Origin of the sequence: Bradyrhizobium sp. HKCCYLRH2060, assembly GCF_051168135.1 — a bacterium.
Classification (GTDB): domain Bacteria; phylum Pseudomonadota; class Alphaproteobacteria; order Rhizobiales; family Xanthobacteraceae; genus Bradyrhizobium.
Genome location: NZ_JBNPUK010000002.1, coordinates 494,355 through 514,261, shown reverse-complemented (window position 1 = coordinate 514,261; position 19,907 = coordinate 494,355). Strand labels below are relative to the sequence as shown.

General features: G+C 66.4%; 15 protein-coding genes and 1 pseudogene. 4 read left to right on the top strand and 12 right to left on the bottom strand.

Annotated features, from left to right (window positions below; translation table 11 throughout):
• Positions 1-14 precede the first annotated feature (14 nt).
• The 9 genes from ACQR10_RS06135 to tcuA form a co-directional block, all read right to left on the bottom strand.
• Positions 15-1,103 (bottom strand): sensor histidine kinase, encoded by a 1,089-nt coding sequence (locus ACQR10_RS06135; protein ID WP_434895182.1) that lies wholly within the window; start codon positions 1,101-1,103, stop codon positions 15-17.
• Entirely contained in the window at positions 1,100-1,537 is a 438-nt protein-coding gene (locus tag ACQR10_RS06130) for a response regulator (protein ID WP_172109443.1), read from the bottom strand. Before ACQR10_RS06130 ends, ACQR10_RS06135 begins: the two co-directional genes overlap by 4 nt.
• Positions 1,534-3,054, bottom strand: coding sequence for a sensor histidine kinase (locus ACQR10_RS06125; protein WP_316215710.1), 1,521 nt, complete (start codon positions 3,052-3,054; stop codon positions 1,534-1,536). The genes ACQR10_RS06130 and ACQR10_RS06125 overlap by 4 nt, the downstream gene beginning before the upstream one ends.
• A gap of 117 nt (positions 3,055-3,171) precedes the next feature.
• Positions 3,172-4,521: an acetyl-CoA carboxylase biotin carboxylase subunit gene (gene accC / locus ACQR10_RS06120; RefSeq protein ID WP_315800165.1), complete on the bottom strand. Its 1,350-nt coding sequence runs from the start codon at positions 4,519-4,521 to the stop codon at positions 3,172-3,174.
• A gap of 83 nt (positions 4,522-4,604) precedes the next feature.
• Positions 4,605-5,090 (bottom strand): acetyl-CoA carboxylase biotin carboxyl carrier protein, encoded by a 486-nt coding sequence (accB, locus tag ACQR10_RS06115; protein WP_315800164.1) that lies wholly within the window; start codon positions 5,088-5,090, stop codon positions 4,605-4,607.
• A gap of 51 nt (positions 5,091-5,141) precedes the next feature.
• Positions 5,142-5,621, bottom strand: a complete 480-nt coding sequence (aroQ, locus tag ACQR10_RS06110) for a type II 3-dehydroquinate dehydratase (RefSeq protein WP_316215711.1) — start codon at positions 5,619-5,621, stop codon at positions 5,142-5,144.
• 264 nt (positions 5,622-5,885) lie between these two features.
• Positions 5,886-6,644 carry a DUF1236 domain-containing protein gene (locus ACQR10_RS06105; RefSeq protein ID WP_315800162.1) on the bottom strand — a complete coding sequence of 253 codons (759 nt, stop codon included), beginning with the start codon at positions 6,642-6,644 and terminating at the stop codon, positions 5,886-5,888.
• Between the two features lie 173 nt (positions 6,645-6,817).
• Complete coding sequence (tcuB, locus tag ACQR10_RS06100; protein WP_316215712.1) at positions 6,818-7,915, bottom strand: tricarballylate utilization 4Fe-4S protein TcuB; 1,098 nt, start codon at positions 7,913-7,915, stop codon at positions 6,818-6,820.
• Positions 7,902-9,317 (bottom strand): FAD-dependent tricarballylate dehydrogenase TcuA, encoded by a 1,416-nt coding sequence (tcuA, locus tag ACQR10_RS06095; protein ID WP_316215713.1) that lies wholly within the window; start codon positions 9,315-9,317, stop codon positions 7,902-7,904. Before tcuA ends, tcuB begins: the two co-directional genes overlap by 14 nt.
• Before the next feature lie 190 nt (positions 9,318-9,507).
• Between tcuA and ACQR10_RS06090 the strand changes: the two genes are divergently transcribed.
• Positions 9,508-10,179, top strand: a complete 672-nt coding sequence (locus tag ACQR10_RS06090; protein WP_316215905.1) for a GntR family transcriptional regulator — start codon at positions 9,508-9,510, stop codon at positions 10,177-10,179.
• A 121-nt stretch (positions 10,180-10,300) separates the two neighbouring features.
• On the opposite strand, the gene ACQR10_RS06085 is transcribed toward ACQR10_RS06090, so the two are convergent.
• Positions 10,301-11,065 carry a DsbA family protein gene (locus ACQR10_RS06085; protein WP_316180758.1) on the bottom strand — a complete coding sequence of 255 codons (765 nt, stop codon included), beginning with the start codon at positions 11,063-11,065 and terminating at the stop codon, positions 10,301-10,303.
• Between the two features lie 127 nt (positions 11,066-11,192).
• Positions 11,193-12,587, bottom strand: a complete 1,395-nt coding sequence (locus ACQR10_RS06080) for a M48 family metalloprotease (protein WP_315800158.1) — start codon at positions 12,585-12,587, stop codon at positions 11,193-11,195.
• A gap of 152 nt (positions 12,588-12,739) precedes the next feature.
• Here ACQR10_RS06080 and ACQR10_RS06075 point away from each other — a divergent pair, with 152 nt between their 5' ends.
• Complete coding sequence (locus ACQR10_RS06075; protein ID WP_315800157.1) at positions 12,740-13,939, top strand: pyridoxal phosphate-dependent aminotransferase; 1,200 nt, start codon at positions 12,740-12,742, stop codon at positions 13,937-13,939.
• Between the two features lie 37 nt (positions 13,940-13,976).
• Positions 13,977-14,240: pseudogene (locus tag ACQR10_RS06070) on the top strand (dicarboxylate/amino acid:cation symporter); the annotation flags it as partial.
• A gap of 111 nt (positions 14,241-14,351) precedes the next feature.
• On the opposite strand, the gene ACQR10_RS06065 reads toward ACQR10_RS06070, so the two are convergent.
• The gene (locus ACQR10_RS06065) at positions 14,352-17,576 is read right to left on the bottom strand and encodes an Rne/Rng family ribonuclease (protein WP_410051394.1); all 3,225 of its coding nucleotides are present in this window, start codon (positions 17,574-17,576) and stop codon (positions 14,352-14,354) included.
• Between the two features lie 805 nt (positions 17,577-18,381).
• Between ACQR10_RS06065 and ACQR10_RS06060 the strand changes: the two genes are divergently transcribed.
• Positions 18,382-19,698, top strand: coding sequence for an N-acetylmuramoyl-L-alanine amidase (locus ACQR10_RS06060; RefSeq protein WP_316236709.1), 1,317 nt, complete (start codon positions 18,382-18,384; stop codon positions 19,696-19,698).
• Positions 19,699-19,907 lie beyond the last annotated feature (209 nt).

Genomic DNA, 19,907 nt, shown 5'->3' with positions numbered 1-19,907 from the left:
CCGTCCGCGCCAGCTCAACCGACCGCGGTAGAAGCGGGCTTGGGAGCATGCTTTTCGAAGCGGAATCGGACGACGATCTTGGTGCCGGCATGGTTCGGGTCCGGGCCGACGCTGGCATCGAGCTTGGTCGCCATGGCGCTGACGATGCGCTGGCCCATGCCGGTCGAGCGCGGGTCGCTGGTCGCGTTGAGGCCGACCCCGTTGTCGGCGATCGACAGCATGATGTCCTCACCCGCAAGCTTCAGCTCGACATGGATCGGGCCAGGGCCGTCGGGATAGGCGTATTTGACCGCGTTCATGACCAGCTCGTTGACGACGATGCCGATCGCGACCGCGCGATCCGGGTCGATCTCGACCGGCTCCGCCTTCAGGGTCAGCCGCGACATCCGGTTGCCCTCGGCCGAGCGGCGGAGGTCGTCGAGCAGCGAATCCAGGTACTGGTTGAGCAGCACGCTCTTGAGGTCTTGGGACGTGTAGAGGCGGCGATGCACCTGTGCCACGGCGGCGACGCGGCCCATGGCGTTGGTCAGCGCCGCCTTGACGTCGTCCTGATTGCTGGAGTTGGCCTGAAGATGCAGCAGCGAGGCGATGATCTGCAGCGAATTGCCGACGCGGTGATTGACCTCGCGCAGCAGGACCTCGCGCTCGGCTGCCAGCGCCGCGTAGCGGTCGCGTGACGCCCGGACTTCGGCCTCCGCTTCGTCGCGCGCCTTCTGCAGCCGGGCCTGCCGCACCGCGCCTTCGGCTGCGACCTGCAGCAGCGGGATGAACTCGCCCTGCACATCCTTGACGAGGTAGTCGGCCGCGCCCGCCTTCAGGGCCGTGACCGCGATCTTGGAATCCTGCGAGGCGGTGACGAACACCACCGGCGGTGGTTCGGGCAGCGCCATGATGCGCTCCAGCGTCTCGAGCCCGTCGAAGCCTGGCATGTACTGGTCGAGCGCCACGACGTCGATGCCGCCGCGCTCCAGCCGCTGCAAGCCTGCGCTGCCGTCGCTCGCGTGTTCCACCGTGAAGCCCAGGCGCTTGAGCCCGCGCTCCACCAGCCGCGCCAGCGCCGTGTCGTCGTCAATATAGAGCAGCGTGGGGGCGGCGGAGCTCATGCGGCGGGCGGAACCTGGATGACGGAGAAGAACAGGCCGAGTTGGCGAATGGCGTTGGCGAAGCTTTCGTAGTTGACCGGCTTGGTGATGTAGACGTTGCAGCCGAGTTCGTAGCAGCGCTTGATCTCCTGCGAGTCGTCGGTCGTGGTGAGGATGACCACGGGCGCGCTCTTCAGGAAGCTGTTCTGCTTGACCATCTTCAGGATGTCGATGCCGGTCATGTCCGGCAGGTTCAGGTCGAGCAGGATCAGCAATGCGTGCCCCTTGTGATCGAGGCCGGTGCCGTCAGCACCCAGCAGATACTTCACGGCATCTGTACCATTGGTGAACGGCTTGATCTCGTTGTTGACGCCGGACCGGCGGATGTTGCGCTCGATCAGGCGGGCGTGGCCTTCGTCGTCCTCGATCATGATGATCGTCACGGGCATGGTCATCGGTCTGAATTCCGGTTTGAGGCGTTCCAGTTGATCGGGAGCGTGATGGTGAACGTGCTGCCCTGGTCGAGCTCCGACGCGACCGACATGGTTCCGCCGAGCCGGCGCACCAGGGCGCGGACATGGGCCAACCCAATCCCCTGACCCGGACGGTCCTGGGTCCCGGCGCGGCGGAACAGGTCAAAGATACGTTGGTGATCCCGGGGATCAATCCCCCGGCCGTTGTCCGTGATCTCGAAAATGGCGAAACCGAGCTTGGTGCGGGCGCGAATGGCGATGTCGCCGGGAACGCCCGGCTTGAGATATTTGATGGCGTTGTCGATCAGGTTGGAGAAGATCTGCTCCAGCGCCAGACGGTCGCTGACGATGGCCGGCAGCGGTTCCACGCGGATGGTGGTGTCGGTTTCGGCCGCCTGATGCGCCAGGGTCGAGACGATGCCCTCGATCAGCTCGCGCGTATCGATCCGCACCGGCACGAACTCGCGGCGGCCCTCGCGGGTCAGGTTGAGGATGGCCGAGATCAGCCGGTCCATCTTGGCGATCGAGGATTTGATGAAGCCGAGCGCCTCGGTGAAATCCTCCGACAGCTGCTGGTCGGCGCCTTCGAGCTCGGGCTCGGTGCCTTCCGCCGGCGGCGGCGCGTCGGAGGCCGCCCGCGCCAGCGTCGCAATCCGCCGGAAGATGTCGTTGCGCAGTTCGTCGAGCTCGCTGGTGAAGCCCATGATGTTGACCAGCGGCGATCGCAGGTCGTGGCTCACGATATAGGCGAAGCGCTGGATCTCCTCATTGGCCTCGCGCAGATCGGCGGTGCGCTCGTCGACGGTGGCTTCCAGATTGAGATTGCTCTCGCGCAGCTGTGCCTCGGCATCGTCGCGCGCGCGGGTCGAGCGGCGCACCAGCAGCACCGAGATGATGGCGAGCACGACGACCAGCGCCGAGCCGGTGATGGTGACGATGGCGGCGAGCCGCTGGCTGGCATCGGCATTGGCGGTCCGCAGCGCCAGCAGCCGCTCCTCCTCGAGACGCATCGCCTCGGCGGTGTCGCGCATGGTCTTGCTGCTGCTGGTCGAGCCCGCGTCGCGGACCAGGGCGATCGCGGCGGCGAGGTCGCCGCGCGCGACCAGCAGCTTTTCGCGGTCGAATTGCGACAGCCGGGTCTCGATCACGCTGCGCAGCGCGGCGAGATTTTCAACCTGGGCGGGGTTGTCCGCCACCAGCCCATGGAGCTTCTCGAGCACCGGCCCGATCGCCGCCACGGCCGCCTCGTGGTCGCTGAGGAACTCCTGTCCCTGGGTGAGAAGGTAGGCCCGCGCCGCGCTCTCGGCGCGCCGCACCTCGAGCAGCAGGGTGTTGATCTGGTTCTCGGCCTCGACGGTGTGCACCACCCAGGCGCTGTCGCTGCGGGCCTTGTTGACCAGCAGAACCGACGCCGTGCTGACCGCGACAAGCACGAGGAAGCCCGCTGACAGCAGCAGGACCTGTCCCAGCGTGCGCCTTCGTCTCACCTCAGGCGCCACCGCATACTCGCACGTCGTTGAAAATCACTGCCCCCTGGCGGAACTGATCCGACCCACCAGAACGCGGCTGCGGCCGGATGGTTCCGCTTCGGATGACAGTTTTCTGAATGCGGCCGCTCAGTCGGTCTTCTGGCCGGCCAGATACTGCTCGAGCCAGTGGATGTGATAGTCGCCGTCGATGATCGCGGGCTCGCGGACCAGGGCGCGGAACAGCGGCAGCGTGGTCTCGATGCCGTCGACCACCATCTCGTCCAGCGCGCGCCGCAGCCGCATCAGGCACTCGACCCGGCTCTTGCCGTGGACGATGAGCTTGCCGACCAGCGAGTCGTAATAGGGCGGGATCACATAGCCCTGGTAGACGGCGGAATCGATGCGGACCCCGAGGCCGCCGGGCGGATGGTACTGCTGGATCTTGCCGGGCGAGGGCCGGAAGCTGACCGGGTTCTCTGCGTTGACGCGGCACTCGATCGAGTGGCCGTTGATGACGACCTGGTCCTGGCTCATCGGCAGGTCGCCGCCGGCGGCGATGCGGATCTGTTCCAGCACGAGGTCGATCCCGGTGATCATCTCGGTGACGGGATGCTCGACCTGGATGCGCGTGTTCATTTCGATGAAATAGAACTCGCCGTCCTCGTAGAGGAATTCGATGGTGCCGACGCCGATATATTTCAGCTCCTGCATCGCCTTGGCGACGGTATTGCCGATCTTGGCGCGCGCGGCCGCATCGAGCACCGGGGAGGGGCCTTCCTCCCAGACCTTCTGGTGGCGGCGCTGCAGCGAGCAGTCGCGCTCGCCGAGATGGATGGCGCCGCCGCGGCCGTCGCCGAGCACCTGGATCTCGATGTGGCGCGGCTTCTGCAGATACTTCTCCAGATAGACCGAGGCGTCGCCGAACGCCGATCTCGCCTCGTTGGCCGCTGTGGTCAGCGCCAGCTGCAGATCGGCCTCGGTGTGGGCGACCTTCATGCCGCGGCCGCCGCCGCCGGCGGCGGCCTTGACCAGCACCGGGAAGCCGATCTCCTTGGCGATCGCCATAGCGTCCTGGTCGGGCGTCACCGCACCGTCGGAGCCGGGCACCACCGGAATACCCAACCGCTTGGCCGTCTTCTTGGCCTCGATCTTGTCGCCCATCAGGCGGATGTGCTCCGCCTTCGGCCCGATGAAATGCAGATTGTGGTCCGCAAGAATCTCGGCGAAGCGCGCGTTCTCCGACAGGAAGCCGTAGCCGGGATGCACGGCGTCGGCGCCGGTGATTTCACAGGCGGCGAGCAGGGCGGGGATGTTGAGATAGCTGTCCTTCGACGGCGGCGGCCCGATGCAGACGCTTTCATCGGCGAGACGGACATGCATCGCATCGGCGTCGGCGGTGGAATGCACCGCGACGGTGGAGATGCCGAGCTCCTTGCAGGCCCGGAGGATGCGAAGGGCGATTTCGCCGCGATTGGCGATGAGGATCTTGTCGAACATTGTGCCTCGGGCGCGAGTGGCGAGTAGTGAGCGGCGGACGTGGAATGGCGGACCATTCGCTCGTCGCCGTCCGCTAGTCGCGCTTATTCGATGATGACGAGCGGCTCGCCGAACTCCACGGGCTGGCCGTCCTCGACCAGGATCTGCGTCACCGTGCCGGCGCGCGGCGACGGGATCTGGTTCATCGTCTTCATGGCCTCGATGATCATCAGGGTCTGGCCGACCGAGACCTTGGAGCCGACCTCGACGAACGGCTTGGCGCCGGGCTCGGGCGCCCAGTAGGCGGTGCCGACCATGGGCGAGGGCACCACGCCGGGATGTTTTGACAAGTCCGCGCCGGCGGCTGCCGCGGTGGCGGCCGCGACCACGGGAACGCCAGCGGTGGCGGCTCCGATGGCCGAATGGACGGCCGCCGCAACGGTCACGTTGCGGGCAACGCGGATGCGAAGGCCGGCACGCTCCAGCTCGATCTCGGTCAGGCTGGTCTCATCCAGCAGCGCTGCGAGCTCGCGAATGAGCTGGCTGTCTTCGGATTTCGCGATGGTCTTGTCGTCGGGCTGGGGCGCCATGATCTGATCCGGAACGTTGGGATGCGTGAGGACTGTGACGTCAGGCTTGCGCTAGATGTCGGTCTGCGTGACGGCTTTGGCGCCGATCTTGGCGGCGAGGCCGGTGATCGCCAGCCGGTAGCCGTCGATGCCGAAGCCGCAGATCGAGGCAAACGCGGCCTTCGCGGTGAAAGAATGGTGCCGGAAGCTCTCGCGGGCGTGGATGTTGCTGATGTGCACTTCGACGGTGGGAATCTTCACCCCCATCAGCGCGTCGTGCAGGGCAATGGAGGTATGAGAGTAGGCGCCGGCATTGAGGATGATTCCGACCACACCGCGGCTGCGGGCCTCATGGATGTGATCGACGAGCACACCCTCATGGTTCGACTGCCGGCACTCCGCCGTCAGGCCGAAGCAGGCGGCCGTCTCGACGCACAGCCGTTCCACGTCTGCCAGGGTGGCATGGCCGTAGGTCTCCGGCTCGCGGGTGCCCAACAGGTTGAGGTTGGGTCCGTTGAGGACATAGATCGTGTTGTGCGCGGCGTCGGCCATTCCCATCCCGGCGGTGTGGCGGCAGTGGGCGGCGTTATAGGTAACAAAGCCGCCAAGGGGAAGCCTTTCGGCAGCCGGGTAGGCTGACCGAGGCTTGGTCCGTCACACGAAAAAACCGTCTTAAGAGTACGAAATTGCTGAACAACCGGCTTTGTCCACGGGACTGCACGCGTTGCGTGTGATGGCTCCCGCGCGCGCTTTGCGCAATAGGTTGGGGCGGGCATTGCTGCCCGCCCCTCGTTCTCGTCGCCTGCCTGGTCGGGATCAGACGTTGAGAACCGCGACGATCTCGTAGGTGTGAGGATCGATCACGACGATCTGCTCGCGAACCAGGATGAAGTCATATCCGCGCCACTCCGGATAGATCGTCACGACTTCGGTCGGGAGCGGGTGGAAGTGAACCTCGCGCGGCACCCTTGTGCCGACGGAAATGTTGAAGTTGACGTTGGTCACCGGCTCGACGCGCTGGCTGCGGATCACCGTGGTGATCTTGGTGCGCTGCTCGGTGGTGAGCTTGGCAGCGGCGCCGGCCTGTCCGGTGGTGGTCTGCGAACGCTCGGTGCCGGTCTTGGTTTCGGCATTGGTGCTGGTGCCGGTCTTGCTGTCGCGACCCTCGGCCTTCATGTTGTTGTCGCGACCCTCGCGACCTTCGGCCTTCATGTTCTTGGCGCCGCCCTTGCTGTCGCTCTCGGTGCTCGCGCCCTTGGTGGCCGGGCCCTTCATGCCGTCCTCGGCGTGCTGGCTCTTCGTCGCACCGGGCTTCTGTTCCGATTGACTGGAGCGCATGTCGGACGCGCCGCCGGCCGCAGGCGAGGCGCTGTCGCGATGCATCGCGCCGCCGGGCGCGTTCATGCCGCCGCTCGATGCTCCGCCGGCAGCACCGCCGGTCGCGCCGCCCTGCATGGCTGCGCCGCCGGACTGTCCAGCTGCGCCGCCCGCACCGCCGGCACCTTGCGCATGAGCAAAACCTGCACCCGCCAGGAGCGCGATTGCAGCAACTGATACCATCAAGCGATTGGTCATCCTCTATCCTCCTCGTATTGGCACTGCCCGCGCCGACAACGGCAGGAAGTAGGAGTCGTTCCGTGCGTCTCCGATCGTTCCGGAAAAATGTCGCAGATCGCAACCTTATGAACGGATGCTCAGGGTCATGAACGCCGCATGACCATCGTGGCGATCAGTCGCGCTCGCATGAGCTACGCGCCGTGACGTTCGCGCGCGTAGCGGACGAGAGCCAAGAATCGATAGAGGCCGTGCACGAACTTGCCGTAGGGCATCGTGATGAAGAGCGCGAATACCGCACCGAGATGGAGCGCGAGCAGCAGGCCCATCGTGCTGGTCTCGCGTAGCAAGAGGAGGGCGAGACCGGTTGCGCCGGTGAGCACGAGCATCGCCAGGAACGCGACGTCCATGGCGAGACTGCCCGCATCCATCATCGCAGGCTCACGCCTGCGCTTGGCGGTGTAGAGTCCGAGCGGGCCGACCACGATGCCCAATCCGCCGAGCGTGCCGAGCACGACCGGCAGATCCCACAATGGATACGGCGCCTTACGGTGCAGAAGATAGTGGTAGAGCGTCGCAACGCTGGTCGATGCGACGCAGAGCATGAAGCCCCAGAACGTCAGCTGGTGATAGAACCGCCTGGTGTCGCGCGGCCGCTCGTCCTCGTTGTAGCAGCCGCCGCCGCCGCCATCGAGATAGCGCAGGCTGGCTGCGTCGCGGACGGCGCGCAGCAGTGGACGTGGCCGCGTCAGGGTCGAGCTCGGCTCGCCGATGTCGTTCCAGAAGGCCCGGGCGCCCATGATGAAGGCGATGATGGCCCACAGGAAGGCCGCGCCGAACAACAGTGCCATCGCGTTGTGGGGCATGAGCGCGTAGAACGAGCCGGGGCCGTGCCGGCCTGCAAACACCGCGGCCGGATCGTTGAAGGCCACGATGCCGAGGATGAACGCGGCCATGCTGATCACCGCGATGAGCGACACCGCGAGGCCGTTGCGCCTGAACAGCGGCGCCAGCGCGCGCGGCCAGGCATAGTCGGCATAGCTCTCGTGCCGCACCCGGGCCAAGACGGAGGGGACGCGAACATCGAACTCGTGCGGTGGCGCGAACTGGCAGTCGACGTAGCAGGCGCCGCAGGCATGGCAGAGATTGGCGAGATAGTTGAGGTCGCCGCCCGTGAAGGCGCGGCGCATCTCCATCGCCGGAAACACGGCGCAGAGTCCCTCGCAATAGCGGCAGGAATTGCAGATCGTCATCAGGCGATCCGCCTCGGTCAACGCCTCACTGCGCTGCATGTGTCGCTGCTCCCCGGCCGGCGATGCGCCCGAACACGCTGCCGATCGTCATGCCGATTCCTGCGGCATAGCCACGGCCGAGTACGTTGCCGGCCATGATCTCGCCTGCGGCATACATGTTGTCGGCGGGACCGCCGGACTTCATCATCATCTTTGCGGCGTGATCGACCCGCACGCCGAGATAGGTGAAGGTAATGCCGGGCCGAACCGGATAGGCATAGTAGGGGCCGCTATCGATGCGGCGCGCCCAATGCGATTTCGGGGGCATCAGGTTCTCGGTGCGGCAATCGTCGAGGATGTCGGGATTGAATTGTCCGTCGCGCACCGATGCGTTGAAATGCGCGACGGTGGCGGTCAGCTTGTCCGGATCGAGGCCGAGCTTGCCAGCGAGCTCGGCGATGCTGGCCGCCTCGATCGCGGGGTAGAGCGACGGCATGAACAGGTTCGCCGATTTCGCGTCGAAGATGATGTAGGCGATCTGGTCCGGCTGCGCAGCAACGAGGCGTCCCCAGATCGCGTAGCGCTTCGGCCAGACGTCCTCGCCTTCGTCGTAGAAGCGCTCGGCGTTGTTGTTGACGACGATGCCGAACACGACGCAGTCGAGCCGCGTGATGATGCCGCCGTCATATTTGGGGGCCCGCGCATCGATCGCCACCGCGTGGCACTGGGTCGGATCGCCGATGCTGTCGACGCCGGCGCCGAGCAGCATGTCGAGCACCGTGCCGCGATTGTTGGGCGTGCCGCGGATCAGGAAGTTGCGCGCGATCTCGCCCCAGCCCTCGACCAGCTTGTCGATATTGGCTTCGAAGCCGCCCGCAGCCGCCACCAGCGCTCTGCCGGCGATGCGCATCCGGCCATCGCCGTGCCGCACGATCGCCGCGCGGAAGCGGTTGCCGTCGATCTCCAGCCCCACCACCTCGGCCTCGTAGCGCACCTCGACGCCGAGCCGCTCGGCGGTCAGATACAGCGCATTGAGCATGGCCCGGCCGCCGCCCAGGAAGAACGAGTTGGTCCGTCCTAAGCTCAGCGTCCCGCCGAGCGAGGGCTGGAAACGCACGCCCTGTTCGACGATCCAGTCGAGCATGTCCTTGGACTCGCGGATCATCAGGCGCGCCAGTTGCTCGTTGGTCTGGCCCTCGGTGACCCGCAGGAGATCGTCCCAGAACTCGTCCTCGGTGTAGGGGCCGCTCAACGTCGTGGTTGCCGCGTCATGGGCGCAGCGCATGTTGCGGGTGTGGCGCGTATTGCCGCCGCGATAGAACTTCGAGGCGGCCTCCAGCACGATGACCGAGGCCCCGCCGCGCCGTGCCGCAATGGCGGCGCAGAGGGCCGCGTTGCCGCCGCCGACCACGACGACGTCGTAGGTCTGGGGATGGTCGGCGATATCGCTCTGATCAGTCATCGCAGGCCCTCGCGGACGCAAGGCGGCAGGCCCTGGATCGGCTTTGGTCGCACAGCCACGCCATCGGCCGACCGGCAATAGAGGGTACGGAAGTGCGGGCTACAGTGGGCATGGAAATCGTATACTATTGTATACAAAAATATGCAAGATATGCTGTTGTTCGGAGCGAGGTTGTGAGATCGTGACCCCCATGTCCCCGGAAGCGCCATCGCTCACCATCGATCGTGACAACGTCTCTCTCGGCGAAGCGGTATTTCGTGCGCTGTGCCATGCGCTGGAGAACGGTTTCTATCGCTCCGGCGATCGGCTGCGGGAGGACGAGGTCGCCCAGAAGTTGAACGTCAGCCGGACGCCGGTCCGTGAGGCCTTCGGCAAGCTGGTGGCCAAGGGGTGGGTGCAGCCGGCCGGTGGACGCGGCCTGATCGTGCGCAGTCTCGACGAGAACGAAGTCCTCGAGCTGTACGCGATGCGGGAAATTCTCGAAGGCGCCGCGGCCCGGCTCGCCGCGCAATATGCCGTGCCGGCCGAGGTCGCGGCGCTCCGCGACATTCATGCGAGCTTTGTCAGCGCGGGGGACGACGCCGCCGAGCTGGCGCGGCTGAACCGGCTGATGCACGGTGCGATCCAGCGCGCCGCGCGCAACCGCTATCTCGACGCCGCCCTCGAGGACATGCATGTCGCGACGGCGCTGCTGGGAACCACGACGTTTGCGGCCGAAGGACGTGCGGCAACAGCCGCGGCCGAGCATGGTGAGCTGATCGAGGCGATCGCGATCCGCGATCCCGATCGGGCAGAGGCGATTGCACGCGGGCACATCCGCGAGGCACTTCGAACCCGGCTCGGCATGAGGCTGAAGGGATAGGCGAGGGCGCTGCCGCCACCGGTCTGTCGCTTCTTCACCGGCTCACGGCAAAGAAGAAGGCCGGCTGAGACAGCCGGCCTTCGATTGATCCCATGATGGCGAGACGCTTTGGCAGATATGCTCAGCAGCTCGCCTTGCCGCAGCGGGCCGTGCTGATCTTCTCGCGCAGGCCCTCGACGCCGACGGCGCCGATCACGACCTGCTTGCCGATCACGTAGCTCGGCGTCCCGTTCATGCCCATCTCCTCGGCGAGCTTGAAGTTTTCCTCGATCGTCGCCTTGGCCTCGGGGCTCGCCATGTCCTTCTCGACGCGCGCCATGTCGAGCCCGAGATCCTTGGCGACGGCGAGCGCATGGGCCTTGTCGGCTTGGCCGCGGCCGCCCAGCAGCTTCTGGTGGAAGTCGAGATATTTCTGCGGGGCCTGCATGCGAACGGCAACCGCGACCTGTGCGGCCTCGACGGAGCCCTGGCTCAGCACGGGAAATTCCTTGAGCACGACCTTCAGCTTCGGGTCGCTCTTCATCAGCTCCATCATGTCGGCCATCGCGCGCTTGCAGTAGCCGCAATTGTAATCGAAGAACTCGACGAAGGTGACGTCGCCATCCTTGTTGCCGAGCACGACGCCGCGCGGCGAGTTGAAGATGGTCTCGGCGTTCTTGCTGACGCTGGCCTCGTGCTTGGCCGCCTCGGCCGCCGTCTGACGCTTCTGCAGCTCGGCCATCGCCTCTTCGAGCACCTCGGGATGCGCGATCAGGTAGTTTCGGACGATGGTCTCGATCTCGCCCCGCTGGCTGTCGGAGAAGCTCTCCGCCGACGCGAGCTGAGGCACGCCGCAGAGCGAAAGCGCGAGCAACATCGCGGGAATGAGCGTGCGGACTGACGGCATGAAGGAGGTCCTCTGGGTCAAATGATCGGGTCCTTGTCGATGGTCGTGACGGTATTCTGATATTCTGGATCGGATGATAGCAGTAGTTCAAAACTTCAGCGGGCGCCAACCCCCGCTGTCCGACACCCTACTGGCCGGAAAGCGGCTTTGCCGTGACGATGTCGTCGGCCCTGACCCAGCCCGGCGAGCCGACCGCGAAGCGGGTTTTTGCACGCGAGGCAAGCTCGCGCGCCGTCTTGTTGTCGCCACGCAGGAAGGCGGCCTGCGCCGAGGCCAGATCCGCCTCCGCATAATCGCCCTTGCGACCGTAGGCCATCGCGAGCTGGGAATAGCCGAGCGGCGCCTCGGATTCGCGCGCGACCGCCGCGCGCAAGATCGAGATCGCTTCGTCAGTGTAGGCTTTGTTCTCGGATGCCACCAAGGCCTGACCAAGTAACATCTCGATGAGCGGGGCGTTATTGGACAGGTGCACCGCCTTGCGCAGCGGGGCGATCGCCTCAGTGGGGCGGCCGCCCTCCAGCAGGGCCTGGCCGCGGACCTCGTAGAAATAGGGGTTGTTGGGCTGCACCTGGATCAGGCCATCGATCTGGCTCAGGGCGCTGCGCAGGTCGCCATGCAGGTAGGTGGAGATTGCCCTGGCGTAGCGGGCGGGCAGGCCGGTGTCCGACAATGGATAGCGCCGTGCCACCGTGTCCGGCCGTTCCATGAAGGCCGAGATCTTGGCACGGACCATGTCGTGGCGCAGCTGCAGTGCGGGGTCGTCCTTCTTGTCCCAATAGGGGCTTTGGCGCGCGAGGCCCTCGAGCGCCTCGACGCGATCGGCCGGCATCGGATGTGATTGCAGATAGGGGTCGGCGCCGCGCGCGGCGAACAGGCTCTCATTGGTGAAGCGCTTGAACGTCTCGTACATGCCCTTCGGCGATTGCGCTGTCGCGGTGAGGAATTTCACCCCCGCACGGTCGGCGTTCTCCTCCTGCTGGCGCTGATACGACAACAGCGATCGGCGGATGACCTCGCCCGGGGCCGACAGCGTCGCGGCGCCGGCATTTGCCAGGCCGCTGCCGCCGCCGCGCGCGCCGACGGCGAGGGCGCCGGCCCCGAGAATGGTGGCGATGATCATCTGGGTCTGCGCGGTGGCGAGCTGCTGGCGCAGCTTGGCGAGATGACCGCCGGCGAGATGGCCCGTCTCGTGCGCGAGCACGCCGATCAGCTGATTCGGATTTTCCGACTGCAGGATCGCGCCGTAATTGACGAAGATGCGGCGGCCGTCGGCAACGAACGCGTTGAAGGACGCATCGTTGATGATGACCATCTGGATGTTCTGCTTTTCGAGCCCGGCGACGCGCAGGATCGGCCGCGTATATTCGCGCAGCAGCACCTCGGTCTCGGTGTCGCGCAGGATCGGCGGTCCCTTGCCCTGCTGCGCCGACGCAGGCGCGAGCGGCGCCAGCGTCACGGCCGCCGCGACGACCGCGGCAAGCCCGCCGGACAGTTTCTTGCGAAGAACGATACGGAGCGACATCAGGCGATCTTTGCAATTGGCGCGAGGCGCGAGACGGGCTATTGCCCACCAAACGGCGGAATGCGGCTCATCTGCGGCGAACGAGGCCCATGGGCTGACCTCGACCGGTTCACGGAGCGGGTCCGGACAGCCGGGGTCAATAGCAGATATCGATGGTGGATGCGACAGTGATACCGACATTGGAACAGCGGATCGCCAACCTGACGGCGCCGTCCGCGCGCAGCAATGTTCCACCGTTCATGGTGATGGACGTGATGGCTGCGGCCGAGCGGATCGAGTCGGGCGGCGGACATGTCATCCACATGGAGGTCGGCCAACCGGCGGCGGCTGCGCCACGAGCGGCCATCGCGGCCGCGCATGCCGCGCTCGATCAGGCCCGCATCGACTACACCTCGGCGCTGGGTTTGCTGTCGCTGCGGCAGCGAATCGCACGGCACTATCGCGAGACGCATGCTTGCGAGATCGATCCGGCGCGGATCGTGATCACGACGGGATCCTCCGCCGGATTCATCCTGGCGTTCCTGGCGATGTTCGAGCCCGGTGACCGCGTGGCCGTGACCGTGCCGGGCTATCCGCCCTATCGCCACATCCTGACGGCGCTGGGCTGCGAGCCGGTGCTGATCGAGACCACGGCGGAGAACCGTCACGCTTTGACCGGCGAGGCGCTGCTCGCCGCGCACCGCAAGACGCCGCTGAAGGGCGTGCTGGTGGCAAGCCCTGCCAATCCGACCGGCACCATGATGTCGCGCGAGGCGCTGGGCGGCGTCATTGCAGCCGCACGCGATGCCGGCATCCGCTTCATCTCCGACGAGATCTATCACGGTCTGGACTACGCGTTTCCGGCGGTGACGGCGGCGGAGCTGTCGAGCGAGGCCCTGATCATCAACTCGTTCTCGAAGTACTTCTGCATGACGGGCTGGCGCATCGGCTGGATGGTGGTGCCGGATGCGCTGGTGCGGCCGATCGAGCGTCTGCAGCAGAACCTCGCGATCTCGGTTCCGACCCTGTCGCAGATCGCGGCGGAAGCGGCGTTCGACGGCCGGGCCGAGATGGAGGCCATCAAGCACGGTTACCAGGAGAACCGCCGCATCCTGATCGAGGGTTTCCCGAAGGCCGGCCTGACCCGGTTCCTGCCGGCCGACGGCGCCTTCTACCTCTATGCCGACGTGTCCGACTTCACCTCCGACAGTTTCGACTTCGCCAAGCGGATGCTGGAGGAGACCCATGTGGCCGCCACGCCGGGCGTCGACTTCGATCCGATCCACGGCCGCAGCTTCGTGCGCTTTTCCTATGCGCGTTCGGCCGAGGACATGCGCGAGGCGGTGGCCCGGATCGCGCGCTGGCTAGGCTAGGGCGCGGGTGAGGTCGGTTGTGCACCCTTCGTCATTGAAGGGCACGAGCGGCGTTGACGTTGCCGTCTTCGTCACCTTGGCCGCAACGCTGTCGGTCGTGAAGCCGGCCCTGGTTCCGGGCATGGCGATCGTGTGCTCGACCGACGAGTTCATGCGCGAGCCGCGTGCGCCGACCAACATCACCGGCAACGGCACGGCCGCCGTGTTCGTCTCGTGGCGGGAAGACGAACGCGACCATGATCTCCTGCAGAGACGGCTCAATCAGCAGATCGATCCGTCGGATGTCGAGACGGCCGTGACGTGGCTTGAGCGGCCTCCGGTCGTCACGGCCAGGAACGATCGCCATACGCCATATGAAAAACGCCCGGCCATCTGGCCGGGCGTTTTGCATTGAAGCGTCGGAGAGCGGGGGCTACTGCCCGCCACCGAAACGGCGGGACCACCAGCCGGCCCGGCGCGGGGCCGCAGGGGACGAGGAATCGGTGGCCGCCGGCTCGGTGGCAACCGATTCGGACGCCGCGACGTCGGCAGCCGGAGCGGGCGTGCTGCTCTCGGCGACGTTGACGGCCGAAACCGCGCTCTCCGGCCTGGGCTCGGTGAGGAAGCTGACCTTCTCGCGAACCGTCGAACGCCGCGGGGTCTTCTCGGATTCCGTCTTCGGAGCCTCGGTCTGCTGCACTTCGGGTTGACCGGGAGCAGCCTGGGGCATTGGCGCGGAGGCGCCAGCGAGGGGCTCATCGGCCTCGGTTGCGGCCGACGCCTGGACCGGCGCCGCGGGTTCTGCCGGTTCTTCCTCGTCGTGGTGGGAAGCGCCGTTGCCGTCGAAATCGGCCACGGCGGCTTCTGCCTCCGATGCCGAAGCTGGCGCGAGCTCGTCGCCGATCGACGCGGCGAGACCTTCTTCCGCGCCACCGCGCCGACGGCGACCGCCGCGACGTCCACGCCGGCGCGGACGCCGCTCGCCGCCAGGCTGATCCGTCTGCTCGCCCTGGGCGAACGCAGGCTGTTCCTCCGACTCGTCGTCTTCGCCGTCGGAGTCCTCGGCTGACTGGTCGGCGGCAGGGCCCGGCTCCGCGGGCTGCAGTCCGGCCGTTCCTTCAGGCAGCGCGCCCTCGCGGGTCTCGCTGCCGCGGCCGCGCCGACGCCGGCGCCGCTTGCGACGCGCGCCGTCCCGCTCGCCTTCGACAGCGCTGCCGTCGGCCGTGTCCTCGGACAGGCCTTCGGTCTCCTCGGTCTCGACCTCGGATTCCGTCTCGATGTCGAACGGTTCTTCCTCGTCGTAGATGTCCTCGGCCACCAGCGGTGGGGCTGAGGCCTGCGCCGCGAGCAGCGCCTTGGCGGCCTCGAGCGTATGCACCTGCTCGCCGCGATCGATGATGAAGGATTGCTGGCCGCTCACGCTCGGGTCGGCGATGACGGCGAGCGAGACCTTGAAGCTGTTCTCGAGGTCGCGCAGATGGCCGCGCTTGTGGTTGAGCACGTAGAGCGCCACCTCGGTGCGGGTGCGGACCACGAGGTTGTGGGTCGCGCCCTTCATCAGCGTTTCTTCGAGGCTGCGCAGCAGCTGCAGCGCCACCGAGGATACCGAGCGCACATGGCCGGTGCCGCCGCAATGCGCGCACGGCTCGGTCGAGCTTTCCAGCACGCTGGCACGGATGCGCTGGCGCGACATCTCCAACAGGCCGAAATGCGAGATCCGGCCGACCTGGATGCGCGCGCGATCCTGCCGCAGGCAGTCCGACAGCTTGCGCTCGACGGAGCGGTTGTTGCGCTTCTCGTCCATGTCGATGAAGTCGATGACGATCAGCCCGGCGAGGTCGCGCAAACGGAGCTGCCGCGCCACTTCCTCGGCCGCCTCCATATTGGTCTTGAGCGCGGTGTCCTCGATGTGATGCTCGCGCGTGGCGCGGCCGGAGTTCACGTCGATCGAGACCAGCGCCTCGGTCTGGTTGAGCACGATATAGCCGCCGGAGCGCAGCTGCACGGTCGGAGAGAACATCGCGTCGAGCTGGCTCTCGACGCCCATCCGCGAGAACAGCGGCTGGCCGTCGCGATACTGCTTCACCGCCCGGACGTTGGTCGGCATCAGCATCTTCATGAAGTCGTGCGCCTCGCGGTAGCCGTCTTCACCGGCCACCAGGATCTCGTCGATCTCCTTGTTGTAGAGGTCGCGCAGCGAGCGCTTGATCAGCGAGCCTTCCTCGTAGACCAGCGTCGGCGCCTGCGACTTCAAGGTCATGTCGCGGACCGTTTCCCACAGCCGCAGCAGATATTCGAAGTCGCGCTTGATCTCGGGCTTGGTGCGGTTGGCGCCGGCGGTGCGCAGGATCACGCCCATGCCCTCGGGCACGTCGAGGTCCTGCACCACTTCCTTCAAGCGCGAGCGGTCCTGCGCGGAGGTGATCTTGCGGCTTATGCCGCCGCCGCGGGCGGTGTTGGGCATCAGCACGGCGTAGCGGCCGGCGAGCGACAGATAGGTCGTCAGCGCGGCGCCCTTGTTGCCGCGCTCCTCCTTCACGACCTGCACCAGCATCACCTGGCGGCGCTTGATGACCTCCTGGATCTTGTACTGCCGGCGCGGACGGAAGGTGCGCTCCGGCACTTCTTCCAGCACGTCGTCGCCGCCGACGGATTCGACGAGCTCTTCCTCGATCTCCTCGCCGTCGTCCTCGTCGTCCTCGTGGTCGCCGGACACGGCCTCAGAGCCGTTTTCGTCGCCGGGCACGATGGTGACGCCGTGATCCGCGTGCTCGGCCATGGGAGCGACGTCATCGTCGTGATCGTGCTCATCGTGATCATGCTCGTGATGGTCGTGCTCGTGATGATCGAGCTCATCATGCTCGTGCTCGCCATCATGATGCTCGTCATGACCGTGGCTCTCATGGTCATGCTCGTCGGCGTGCTCGTCCGCTCCGAGGACGGGGCTGGCTGCCTCGGTGGCGGGCGCGTCGCCGGTCTGCGCGACTTCGCCAGTGGGCTGCTCGGCGGCGGCGTCGTGGGCCTGCGCGGCGACGGCATCATGCGGTTCTTCGGCATGGCCGTGCGATTCGTCGGCTGCGCCTTGTTGAGCTTCGCCCGGCGCGTCCTGGTCGTGGGTCTCGACCGGGCCCTCGGAGAAGCCTTGCGCCTCGGTCGCGTCGGCGTGCGGCTGATCGTCCTGCGCATAGGCGTGGTGCTCAGGCGCCTCGTGGTCGGCCTCATGCCCCTCGGTCTGGGCAGGGAGGCCCGCCTCGGCGGCCTCGACGATCTCGCTCTGGACGCGTTCGCCGCTGCCGCGGCGCCGTGAACTGCGGTGCCGGTTGCGGCGGCGATTGGAGCGGTTCTCGCTTTCCTCTTCGGCTTCGCGGTGCGCGCGCTCCTCGGCTTCGATCAGAGCCTGCCGGTCGGCGACCGGGATCTGATAGTAGTCCGGATGGATTTCGCTGAAGGCGAGGAAGCCGTGGCGGTTGCCGCCATACTCGACGAAGGCGGCCTGCAGCGAAGGCTCAACGCGGGTAACCTTGGCGAGGTAGATGTTGCCGCGGAGCTGCTTGCGTTGGGCCGTTTCGAAATCAAATTCCTCGACGCGGTTGCCGCGGACGACAACGACCCGGGTCTCTTCCGGGTGGGTAGCATCGATCAACATCTTGTTGGGCATATTGGAACTCTTGGAGGCGACGGGCGCGATTGGCCGCGAGCGCGTGGCGCGCTGTCGGATGACGCGACGGTCCACCTGATTCGGGGGTGAGGGGAAGGCCTAAACGCAGCTGGTCGCGCCGCGCCAACCCTGATGCCGGCGGGGCGATTGGCCGGGCGGGGGTCTGGCCCCGCATCGGCGCGGATCGTCCGCTGGTCATGGTTGGCAACTCAGTCTGGCGCATCAAGCGTCGGCCCGTCTGGAATATGTGGGCGGCAGCGGGTGCCGCCTTCTCTGTTGCCGAAGGCCAGATTGCGCCGAAACGCTTGCCTGGATCGAATACCCACCCTGTCACGGGCGCGGTATCAGGCTATACCGTGTCTGACCTGGTGCCCGGGCGGTCTCTGCGAGGAGGCGCCCTGACAGGCGCCACTCGGCTCGTGACCGGCTCTCCGTTGCGGCCGCGCGGGATCGCGCAGGCTTTGGTGGAGCGTCGGAAAGGCGCTGGAATCTCCGCCACGATCAAGGACTCGATACCGAGCACCCCGATCACGAAGCTTCCGGCGTTTCACCGGAGGTTGAACGCGACACAACCGGCAGTAAGGATTAGCCTTCAGCCCTTCGTACATACGAGGAATGGTCAGGTCGCGCAAGCGAAGCGTCGCGGAACCGCAACAATCGGTGGCCTTTAACGAAAATGACAAAATTTGGCGATTAACCCCTGGGATTGGTTGCGGTAAGACGATCCCGCGGAGGCATCGATTTGGCAGTTGGCCGGGCGAATTACCTTTCCTTGCTGGGATGCGCGTCACTGTGCGTCACGCAAATGTTATGCGCGGCCGCCATTCCGGCCCGCGCCCAGAGCGGGCCGGTCGGCCAGGTTCCGCCTGCCGTAGTCGGGCCCGGGTTCCCGATCGCCACCGATGCACGGGTCGCCGGCGATTCCCGACAGACCCGATTCGTGCTCGATCTCGACCGGACGGTGCCGTTTCGAGCCTTCCTGCTCAGCGAACCCTATCGCGTCGTCGTCGACCTGCCCCAGGTCAGCTTTCATCTGCCCACGGGAGCCGGGACCAGCGGCCGTGGTCTGGTGAAGGCGTTCCGCTATGGGATGGTGATGCCCGGTGGATCCCGCATCGTCTTCGATCTCACCGGCCCGGCCCGAATCGCCAACTCCACGGTGCTGGATGCCGCCAACGGCCAGCCGCCGCGGCTGGTGCTCGAACTGGAGGAGGTCGACGAGGCGACTTTCGCCCGCGCCATCGGCAGCGACAGCCGGGCCAGGCCTGCCGATTCGGGTTCCGCGACGGCGTCCGTCGCGGTCGCAGGGACCCCCGCGCCGGCAGTCCGGCCGCCACCGACGACGGTCGCCATCGCCACCCCTCCGACCGATGGCCCGCCGGACACCCGGCCCGTGGTCGTGATCGACCCCGGTCATGGAGGAATCGACTACGGCACCCAGGGCGGCGAGGTGCCGGAGAAGAATCTGGTGCTTGCCTTCGGCCAGGCGCTGCGCGACCGGCTGGAACGGTCGGGCAAGTTCCGCGTGGTCATGACCCGCGACGACGACACCTTCATCCCGCTCGGAGACCGGGTCCGCATCGCCCAGAAGCAATCGGCGGCTCTGTTCGTCTCCATCCACGCCGACGCGCTGCCGCGGGGTGAGGGCACTGCGCAGGGCGCGACCATCTACACGCTGTCGGACAAGGCGTCCGACGTCGAGGCGGAACGGCTGGCCGAGACCGAGAACCGCGCCGACCAGATCGGCGGGGTCAATCTGACCGAGGAGCCGGCCGACGTCGCCGACATCCTGATCGATCTGGCCCGCCGGGAAACACGCACGTTTTCCAACAGGTTCGCCCGTGTGCTGATGAACGACATGAAGACGGCGGTGCATATGCATAAGCGCCCGCTGAAATCGGCCGGTTTCCGCGTCCTCAAGGCGCCCGACGTGCCATCCGTGCTGGTCGAACTCGGCTATGTCTCCAATAAGGGCGATATGGGGAACCTGGTCTCCGACGCATGGCGGTCGCGCACGGCGGACGCAATGGCGCGGGCGATCGATGCCTTTCTGGCCAAGCGCATTGCCAATGCGGGCCCCGAGAGGCCGGACAAGCCGATGGCGGTCCGCGCAAAGCCCTAGTTTGGCCACAGCAACATCCGTATAAACGTGCTGCGAGGCACCCGGAATCAGTGAGGATTCCTTCTCGGCAGACTTGTGATAGGCTTGACCGCTGATAGGCTTGACCGTGCGTTTCTCTGGCATGGGTCACGCGGCATTGCAGCCGACCGTGTGATTTTTGGCGGTAGCGCCTGTGGGTGCGCCGCGTCCGAGCCGAGAGACGAAACAAG

Bases quoted from the DNA above. Each gene is read 5' to 3' on its own strand.
- accC (WP_315800165.1), bottom strand. From the start codon at position 4,521: ATGTTCGACAAGATCCTCATCGCCAATCGCGGCGAAATCGCCCTTCGC.
- aroQ (WP_316215711.1), bottom strand. From the start codon at position 5,621: ATGGCCGACGCCGCGCACAACACGATCTATGTCCTCAACGGACCCAAC.
- ACQR10_RS06065 (WP_410051394.1), bottom strand. From the start codon at position 17,576: ATGCCCAACAAGATGTTGATCGATGCTACCCACCCGGAAGAGACCCGG.
- ACQR10_RS06075 (WP_315800157.1), top strand. From the start codon at position 12,740: ATGGTGGATGCGACAGTGATACCGACATTGGAACAGCGGATCGCCAAC.
- ACQR10_RS06090 (WP_316215905.1), top strand. From the start codon at position 9,508: ATGTCCCCGGAAGCGCCATCGCTCACCATCGATCGTGACAACGTCTCT.
- tcuB (WP_316215712.1), bottom strand. From the start codon at position 7,915: ATGCAGCGCAGTGAGGCGTTGACCGAGGCGGATCGCCTGATGACGATC.
- tcuA (WP_316215713.1), bottom strand. From the start codon at position 9,317: ATGACTGATCAGAGCGATATCGCCGACCATCCCCAGACCTACGACGTC.
- ACQR10_RS06085 (WP_316180758.1), bottom strand. From the start codon at position 11,065: ATGCCGTCAGTCCGCACGCTCATTCCCGCGATGTTGCTCGCGCTTTCG.
- ACQR10_RS06080 (WP_315800158.1), bottom strand. From the start codon at position 12,587: ATGTCGCTCCGTATCGTTCTTCGCAAGAAACTGTCCGGCGGGCTTGCC.
- ACQR10_RS06060 (WP_316236709.1), top strand. From the start codon at position 18,382: ATGTTATGCGCGGCCGCCATTCCGGCCCGCGCCCAGAGCGGGCCGGTC.
- ACQR10_RS06105 (WP_315800162.1), bottom strand. From the start codon at position 6,644: ATGACCAATCGCTTGATGGTATCAGTTGCTGCAATCGCGCTCCTGGCG.
- ACQR10_RS06135 (WP_434895182.1), bottom strand. From the start codon at position 1,103: ATGAGCTCCGCCGCCCCCACGCTGCTCTATATTGACGACGACACGGCG.
- accB (WP_315800164.1), bottom strand. From the start codon at position 5,090: ATGGCGCCCCAGCCCGACGACAAGACCATCGCGAAATCCGAAGACAGC.
- ACQR10_RS06130 (WP_172109443.1), bottom strand. From the start codon at position 1,537: ATGACCATGCCCGTGACGATCATCATGATCGAGGACGACGAAGGCCAC.